Here is a 6,991-nt window from a genome sequence, read left to right as displayed (position 1 = left end):
TAGTCTTCATATTTGCTTGTAGGCAAACCTTTTGCTGTCTTACTGAGTACGTTGTAAACGTTTGAAGCAGTGACTTTTCCTAGCCTTGCTTGAAACCATTCTGCTGTTCTTTGCTCCATTTCACACCGCCGTTTGTTGTTGAGTTGGTGCATATTCAATATCTTGTATAGGTGCATCTAATTGCTCTTGTTGTGCTTTTTTCATTTGTGAACGTTGCTTTTTTTTCAAAGAAAACAAAGCGATTTGAGCTTGTTTATAAGACATATCTGTTAGATTTTTTGCTCCTACGAAAGAGATAAGCTTACTTTCTTCAGATTGCGTTTTTTTAATTAATTCTTTGATTTCATTCATTTGTTTAGGAGAGATACCTGAAAGAAGCGTGTTGCCATCTGTATCGTCTTCTTTTCTTGCGACATTAAGAAGCATGCCTAAGAGATATCTACGTGCGTAGGTGAGAGTAGAACCAACCGCTTGTATGTTATTTTTGCTCCCTGTAGCATCAAAAGGAAAGGTTCCTTCTGTTGATATTTCATTGCCTGATATATGCTTTAAAGTCATTTCTACAGTTATGTCATTTGAACTCTGGTCTTTGATACGAGAGAACAAGGCAAAGTGATGTTTTGCAAGAGGTTCTTTGATTGCATCAATATATTTATCAAGCGTTGTATAGAGGCTTTTAGTATGTGTATTAATGGCGTTTTGTTCGATATTTTTGTATTCCATTTGCATAGCAGAAAGATCACGGACAAAGTTTTGGCGCTCTTGTCGTTTTATCTCTTGTTCTCGCAATTCAAGAAGACGCTTGAGACGATCCATATCGACATCATTTTCTAAAGCTCTTTCTAAAATAAGCTCCATAGCTGTAGGTTTGATTTCACAATCGTTCATTTTTTCCACTAATTCCGTTTGTGTGGTACTTAGTTCACTCATCTTGATTTTCTCCATTGCGCGCAATTCTCCCGTGGCGTGAATCACGCTGGTGTTAAAAGTTTGTTTGTGTGGTTAGAAAGGAACGTCGTCTTTTGCTGAAGAGTTGCCGTTCTGGGCGGTCATAGTTCGTTTACAAGCTTCTGAATTATCATAAATTTTTGTATCGCCATAAATTCTTGAATCATTATCGATAACCACATTTCCATAAATTTCTACGCTTCCAAAAATATGACCTCTATATATTTTGACGTTATTATAAATTTTTGCATTTCCAAAAATCTCTGCACTATAAGCAACTTGTGCGTTATCAAAAACCTTAGCGCTATCGTAAATATTGGCAAACAAATACGCCTTGGCATCATTATAAATCCAACAATCGTTTTCATGACTTAAATTGTCTTCATGCTCTATAAAGCCGCCAAGATCACCTGCCTTTACATCTCCAAAGTCTTTCAATGCACGGATGCGGTAAAGCGTAATGTATCCATCAAACTCAATTGTTTCATCAGTCAGTTCGTATTTTTTCATCTGGTCTTTTCTCCAGTTGATATGGCGTTATAGTCATCAACGTGTGCGCTACGGTAAACTTTTGCATCACCGTAAACTTTTGCTTCTCCGTAAATTTCTGCCTTATCGTAAACACGTGCTTCATCGTAAACGCGTGCATCATCGTAAACTTTTGCACGCCCATGAACATGTGCATTGCCAAAAACCAAGGCATCACCAAAAACCTTGGCATAACCGTAAACCTCTGCATTATGGGAAACGCATGCATTACCGTAAACGTGTGCATGATCATAAATTTTAGCATCACCATAAATCCTTGCACTATCGCCTACATGTCCGTCTTTAATTTTTGCATTGCCATAAACTTCTGCCTTATCGGAAACGTATGCATAACCATAAACATGTGCATTTTCTAAAACTTTTGCATAATCGTAAACGCGTGCACAACCGTAAACCTCTGCCTTATCGTAAATACGTGCTTCATCGAAAACGCGTGCACAATCGTAAACTTCTGCCCTACCGTAAACTTCTGCATCACCGTAAACTTTTGCTTCTCCATAAATTTCTGCACGACCGTAAACGCGCGCTTCATCGAAAACGTGTGCGCTCTCGTAAACATGTGCATTATCGGAAACTTTTGCTTCATCGAAAACAAGTGCATTGCCATAAACACGTGCATCTCCAAAAACACAAGCCTTATACCAAATCCAACAATTGCCCTCATGGGATAAGTTGCCTTCATGCTCTATAAAACCGCCTAGGTCGTCTGCTTTAATACCACCAAAGTCTCGTAAGGCACGAATGCGGTGGAGAGTTTTGCCATCAACCTCAGTTGTTTCATCAGTAAGTTCATATTTTTTTTCCATGGTTTATTTGCCCCTACCTTAAGATAGCATCACTTCCATAAAATGCTGTTTTGCCAGCTACTATGGCATTACCACCAACTTTTGCGTTATTATAAACTTCGGCATCATCATAAACCTTAGCATTTTCATAAACTTTGGCATTTTCATAAACCCATGCCTCACCACCAACCCAGCAATTGTCATCATGGCTAAGATTTCTCTCACTCTCTACCCAGCCACCAAGATCACCTTTTTTAACATCCCCAAAGTCTTTTAATGCACGGATCCGGTAAAGCGTTATTCTATCAACTTTAATTGTCTCATCAGTCAATTCGTATTTCTTTTTTATCATAATAACCTCCTCTTAATGCATGGTTTGTCTTTTAAGCTCTTGAGACAGCACACCAATTCCTTTTGCTGTGATTTTTGCGCAAGGAATGACTTTTTCTATTCCACTTGCGGTTTGAAGTGTGATGGTTGGACAATCCATAAGTTTCTTTTGGATTTTGTCTTGATAAGGAAGCAAATTTCCACCTGCTGCACGCCGGTAAACCCAACCTTTTTTCTGTAAGAAGAGAATGAACTGTTTTGGTTGCATCTCGAGTATTTTAGCGGCTTCTGTAAGACCAAAGAGTCCATTATGACGCTGTAAGCTTTCAAGAGCCATTGCCTTTGGTTTTAAATTTGCAATAATATTATCTTTTTGTTCATTTTCATTTTTGAGATACGTTAAAACACCAAGCATAACTTGAGGGCTTGAGTAGTCGATTTGTGGTATTACTGCTTGCTTTTCCAATTCTTGCCAACGGTCTATAATCCTAGCACGTAATGTCATGCTGTAACCCGAAACTAAAATGAGGCATTCACGTTTAGGAAGGTTGTAACAAGGGAGAGTGCGACCAGTTGAATCTTTGTAAAAACCTACAAATTCACTCAGCCCAAATTTGGGCTCAGTACTTTTAGAGTGCAACTCTTCAAGCATTTGCTTAATATCACGCATAACGTGTTTATGTTGTTTACTACACAATTCTGCAATTTCACGACTAGACATGGTTGGAATTGTTGTGTTTTGAAAATTGTTTTCAGGTATTGTAATAAAGTTTCGCATCATCACCCCCTTAATTAAGAAAAACACAAGTTTTGGTATAATATTCTGCCTAAGTTTCTATGGCGCTCTGCTTTAGCGATTTTCCTTGCTGCGTGAATTTTGAAATAATGATTATCAGTTTTATCTGTTTCTATTTCAGATTTTGGACAAATCTTCTGTCTGTTCCATTCTTGTTTTGTAAAAACAAAATCCACGCCTTCTTTTAGATCAAACTTTTCAACACAATCATTAAACCAAGTGGAAAAATCTTGTTTCAAATGTAAGTGCCTATGCATTACATGGGCTTTGACCATTTTGGCATAACCAATTTTGTTGTCTACCTCGTTTTCAGGTATGAGATATCCTTCACTATCATTATCATGTATGTTCATAAGTTTACTCTAATCAATTATTGATGGGAAAAAGGGGGCGCTTTTAAATGCGCCCTTCAGAATTTAAAGCACATCACATGCACGCAAACGGTGTTGTTGTTCGTAAGTACCGTAAATCTCATCATTATATTTTTCGTCTGCGATCTCGTCTAAAAGTTTATTGTAAACATCACTTTCGCATATAAAATAATGAACCTCACTATCTTCATGGAGATGTTCGATATTTTCTTTTACATATACTTCTGCAATTTCTTCAGAGATATCTTCACAATTATTCTCAGAAGGATTGATGCGAAAGATTTGGATTGCATCATCTACCTCATCAACAATGCTTAGAATTTGGCTTGCATCAAGTGGTCCAGACTCTGCAATGTGTTGATCTTTATCGTAGGCAACTAATAAAATTTCATCAGAATTTATAAGAATTGGATTTTCCATAATTTCTCCTCCCTAACGCCTCTTGGCAATTGTTTGTGCGTGGTTTGTATAATTACTTATATAACTATAATTATAAAATAGCAAGCAAAAAATTATAAAAAGTTATATTTTTTATAAAAAATATTATAATATCTTGCTAAATAAGAGGGGGGGGATAATTAGCGATAAGTCCGAATCATCTTGCTGTAAGAACTTATTGGCAAAATAGCAAATATCTCTCCAACCCACACAATTTTAACATTCTTAATAGGTAAGGCATTCCAAGAAAGCAGATCTATTTCACCATTCATTCCCCTGCTAATCTGCTTTATATATCTTTTATTATCATGTGTTAAAATAACGGCTTCTTTGCCAAAAAAGGATTCTATTGTTTTAATTTGGCGCCGTCTTACGATAACCATATCTCCATCTTTATAGGCTGGTATCATAGAATCTCCTTTAACTTCAAAAGCAACCATATCATCAGGTAAAGCAAAAGGAATTTCTACTTGTTCAAGACCATCTTCAGGGATTTGTTCAAAACTTGGATCTATCTGTGTTCCTGCTCCAATATACCCCATAAGAGGAACAAAAGTTGTGAAGTGATTATCCCCTTTTAGTTCTTTATATAATTCTAAAATGGCATCTCGATTAGAGCCGCGTGGATCAGAATCTTTTAACCACTTAGACACTGAAGCTTGTGTTACGTTTAGCCGTTTGGCTACATCTTCTTGCGTTAAGTTAAACTCGGTCAAAATCTTTTTTAATGTGCTTATGATATTAGATTTATTACTCATACTTCTGCTTACCTTATTTTTTTATCGTTGATAAAGATAATTTTCATTGACTTTATATAACTATAATTATATGAATAAAATAAGACAAAGCTGTAATTGGAGCTTGTAAATGGATCAACGAGAAGATTTTAAGAATTTGACTAAGTCAATACGGGGCAAATTTAATTGGACACAATCAGAAATGGCGAAAATGCTTGGTGTAACTCAAGCAGCTGTTTGCAAGTGGGAAAAAAGAGGATCTATCTCCGTAATAAATTATCTAAAGCTGCAAAAGTTGAAGGATAGTTCTAGCTCTAGTTCTGCTTTTATTGCTGCTCCTACAGATAGTAATGAACATCAACAGCACCATTCACACTCTTAAAGAAGAAAGATCAGAGATGATAGATGTCCCACAAATCTCCATAAGCAAAGTTCAGTTGATTGATCTTGTTAATAAGATTGGACGGGAAGACATATATTATGGTGTCCGTTCGCCTCAAGATACATGTTTTGAAACACGCATAGATCCCTTATCAAATGGTTGTCTTGTCTATATACTGCATAGTATCTTTGCACGTGATGATAAAAAATATTTTCCGTTATCGCCGTACGATGATTTTAATAAATGGTTTTTATCTGTGTTTACGCAAGCTTTTACAACTTGGTTTGATAATTATTTTTCTCAAGAGCTGTCATCTTTTTATCGCTTAAATGAGCTAATCTTATTTATAGCCTTAGTCAAAAATAGGCTTGATTTCTTAAGGGATAAACTCATCGAAAAAAGAGAAGAAGAAATCAAATTAATAAATGATGCGTGTAGTGTGCGTCTGAATTGAGTTAATCCAATTTTTTAAAACTTATAACTACGCGCTCTGTCATAGCAAACATATAAATACGTAGAGCCTTAAGGGGGGATTATGATCACTAACGCACAAACCATTTTATGTCTTGATCTAGGGACCAAGACAGGCTGGGCGATATGCGGTGCGGATGGTCACATCATCAGTGGTGTCATGAATTTCCACCCCCGATATTTTGAAGTCGGTGGAATGCATTATTTACGCTTTAAGAGATGTCTATCAGAAATAAAACAGACAGTAGACAGCATTGACGCGGTGTATTTTGAAGAAGTGAGGCGTCATAATAGTACTGATGCAGTGCATATTTACGGTGACTTGTTATCAACCTTAACGACGTGGTGTGAACATCATCAGATACCGTATGAAGGCATTCCTGTTGGCACAATTAAGAAAGCAACAACAGGAAAAGGAAACGCATCAAAAGTAAAAATGATTAAGGCGGTGTGTGCAAAAGGACATACGCCTAAAGACGACAACGAAGCAGATGCTTTAGCAATTTTATATTTAATGAAAGAAGGGGGTATATATGTCCAGTAAATTACCGTGGACGAGGCTGTTTGCAGATAGGTGGATTCTTGATCTTGCTTGTTTATCTCCCATTGAATGCAATGTTTATATAAAATTGCGTTTGCAAATGCTTTATACTGGAGAGCCGCTTTTAAATAACACAAAGGTCTGGGCTAATTACACTGGTTGTTCAGTAAAAATGTTTATGAAAGCGTTAGAAGTTTTAATAAGCACGGGTCATATCGAACGTTTAGACGATGGGTGTTTATGGAGTTTAAAAGTTGAAGAAGAACTCAATAACTCTAATGAAAGCTTAGATAAGGTATCGAAGACATCTCGGTCAAAGAAGTTATCAGAGAGAGCAAAGAAAGCAGCGCAGGCAAGATGGGATAAACATACAAATGATGCTTGTGATGATGCTAAAGCCATTGAAAATACTGATAAAAACAATGCTAAAGCCATGCTTAACGATGCTAAAGTTATTAAGCATGATGCTAACAGTATGCTTAAGGATGCTAAGCATGATGCTTACGACATGCTTAATGATGCCTATATATATAACATAAACAATAACACTAACATTAACAGTTATAATAAAAAAACTAAAACTATCGTTTTAGCAAAAAAAGAAATTGGTTCTGAAAGTTTAGCAACAATCGATTTGGTTGAC

The 6,991-nt window shown here is 36.4% G+C and carries 11 protein-coding genes and 2 pseudogenes; 4 read left to right on the top strand and 9 right to left on the bottom strand.

What is annotated here, in order from left to right:
- From ACFIKG_RS08320 to ACFIKG_RS08280, 9 genes and pseudogenes are all read right to left on the bottom strand, one after another.
- Window positions 1–119, bottom strand: a pseudogene (locus ACFIKG_RS08320) (exonuclease); the annotation flags it as partial.
- 1 nt (window position 120) lies between these two features.
- Entirely contained in the window at window positions 121–930 is an 810-nt protein-coding gene (locus ACFIKG_RS08315; RefSeq protein WP_375652098.1) for an ERF family protein, read from the bottom strand.
- A gap of 72 nt (window positions 931–1,002) precedes the next feature.
- Window positions 1,003–1,458 carry a hypothetical protein gene (locus ACFIKG_RS08310; RefSeq protein WP_375652097.1) on the bottom strand — a complete coding sequence of 152 codons (456 nt, stop codon included), beginning with the start codon at window positions 1,456–1,458 and terminating at the stop codon, window positions 1,003–1,005.
- Window positions 1,455–2,303, bottom strand: a complete 849-nt coding sequence (locus ACFIKG_RS08305) for a hypothetical protein (protein WP_375652096.1) — start codon at window positions 2,301–2,303, stop codon at window positions 1,455–1,457. Before ACFIKG_RS08305 ends, ACFIKG_RS08310 begins: the two co-directional genes overlap by 4 nt.
- Window positions 2,304–2,316: 13 nt before the next feature.
- Window positions 2,317–2,634 (bottom strand): hypothetical protein, encoded by a 318-nt coding sequence (locus tag ACFIKG_RS08300; RefSeq protein ID WP_156850804.1) that lies wholly within the window; start codon window positions 2,632–2,634, stop codon window positions 2,317–2,319.
- A 12-nt stretch (window positions 2,635–2,646) separates the two neighbouring features.
- Window positions 2,647–3,390 carry a Rha family transcriptional regulator gene (locus tag ACFIKG_RS08295; RefSeq protein ID WP_375652099.1) on the bottom strand — a complete coding sequence of 248 codons (744 nt, stop codon included), beginning with the start codon at window positions 3,388–3,390 and terminating at the stop codon, window positions 2,647–2,649.
- A gap of 14 nt (window positions 3,391–3,404) precedes the next feature.
- On the bottom strand, window positions 3,405–3,761 hold the full coding sequence (locus ACFIKG_RS08290) for an antA/AntB antirepressor family protein (protein WP_375652095.1): 357 nt from the start codon (window positions 3,759–3,761) through the stop codon (window positions 3,405–3,407).
- Between the two features lie 63 nt (window positions 3,762–3,824).
- Window positions 3,825–4,199 carry a hypothetical protein gene (locus tag ACFIKG_RS08285; protein WP_375652094.1) on the bottom strand — a complete coding sequence of 125 codons (375 nt, stop codon included), beginning with the start codon at window positions 4,197–4,199 and terminating at the stop codon, window positions 3,825–3,827.
- Window positions 4,200–4,357: 158 nt separating this feature from the next.
- Window positions 4,358–4,975, bottom strand: coding sequence for an XRE family transcriptional regulator (locus tag ACFIKG_RS08280; protein WP_015856319.1), 618 nt, complete (start codon window positions 4,973–4,975; stop codon window positions 4,358–4,360).
- A gap of 109 nt (window positions 4,976–5,084) precedes the next feature.
- On the opposite strand from ACFIKG_RS08280, the gene ACFIKG_RS08275 reads away from it, so the two are divergent.
- From ACFIKG_RS08275 to ACFIKG_RS08260, 4 genes and pseudogenes are all read left to right on the top strand, one after another.
- A complete protein-coding gene (locus ACFIKG_RS08275) occupies window positions 5,085–5,336 on the top strand; it encodes a helix-turn-helix transcriptional regulator (RefSeq protein WP_375652093.1) in 252 nt (83 codons plus the stop codon).
- Window positions 5,337–5,352: 16 nt separating this feature from the next.
- Window positions 5,353–5,790: a hypothetical protein gene (locus ACFIKG_RS08270; protein WP_375652092.1), complete on the top strand. Its 438-nt coding sequence runs from the start codon at window positions 5,353–5,355 to the stop codon at window positions 5,788–5,790.
- 81 nt (window positions 5,791–5,871) lie between these two features.
- Window positions 5,872–6,351: a crossover junction endodeoxyribonuclease RuvC gene (locus ACFIKG_RS08265; RefSeq protein WP_375627506.1), complete on the top strand. Its 480-nt coding sequence runs from the start codon at window positions 5,872–5,874 to the stop codon at window positions 6,349–6,351.
- Window positions 6,341–6,991: pseudogene (locus tag ACFIKG_RS08260) on the top strand (hypothetical protein); the annotation flags it as partial. The gene ACFIKG_RS08265 and the pseudogene ACFIKG_RS08260, both read left to right, overlap by 11 nt.

Origin of the sequence: Bartonella sp. LB28NMGDW (assembly GCF_042194435.1) — a bacterium.
GTDB classification, from domain to species: Bacteria; Pseudomonadota; Alphaproteobacteria; order Rhizobiales; family Rhizobiaceae; genus Bartonella; species Bartonella grahamii.
Note: the sequence above shows the minus strand (reverse complement) of the source record. Positions and strands in the feature narration are given on the sequence as shown.

Coding starts and splice junctions, on each gene's coding strand:
- ACFIKG_RS08315 (WP_375652098.1), bottom strand. CDS start 930: ATGAGTGAACTAAGTACCACACAAACGGAATTAGTGGAAAAAATGAAC.
- ACFIKG_RS08310 (WP_375652097.1), bottom strand. CDS start 1,458: ATGAAAAAATACGAACTGACTGATGAAACAATTGAGTTTGATGGATAC.
- ACFIKG_RS08305 (WP_375652096.1), bottom strand. CDS start 2,303: ATGGAAAAAAAATATGAACTTACTGATGAAACAACTGAGGTTGATGGC.
- ACFIKG_RS08300 (WP_156850804.1), bottom strand. CDS start 2,634: ATGATAAAAAAGAAATACGAATTGACTGATGAGACAATTAAAGTTGAT.
- ACFIKG_RS08295 (WP_375652099.1), bottom strand. CDS start 3,390: ATGCGAAACTTTATTACAATACCTGAAAACAATTTTCAAAACACAACA.
- ACFIKG_RS08290 (WP_375652095.1), bottom strand. CDS start 3,761: ATGAACATACATGATAATGATAGTGAAGGATATCTCATACCTGAAAAC.
- ACFIKG_RS08285 (WP_375652094.1), bottom strand. CDS start 4,199: ATGGAAAATCCAATTCTTATAAATTCTGATGAAATTTTATTAGTTGCC.
- ACFIKG_RS08280 (WP_015856319.1), bottom strand. CDS start 4,975: ATGAGTAATAAATCTAATATCATAAGCACATTAAAAAAGATTTTGACC.
- ACFIKG_RS08275 (WP_375652093.1), top strand. CDS start 5,085: ATGGATCAACGAGAAGATTTTAAGAATTTGACTAAGTCAATACGGGGC.
- ACFIKG_RS08270 (WP_375652092.1), top strand. CDS start 5,353: ATGATAGATGTCCCACAAATCTCCATAAGCAAAGTTCAGTTGATTGAT.
- ACFIKG_RS08265 (WP_375627506.1), top strand. CDS start 5,872: ATGATCACTAACGCACAAACCATTTTATGTCTTGATCTAGGGACCAAG.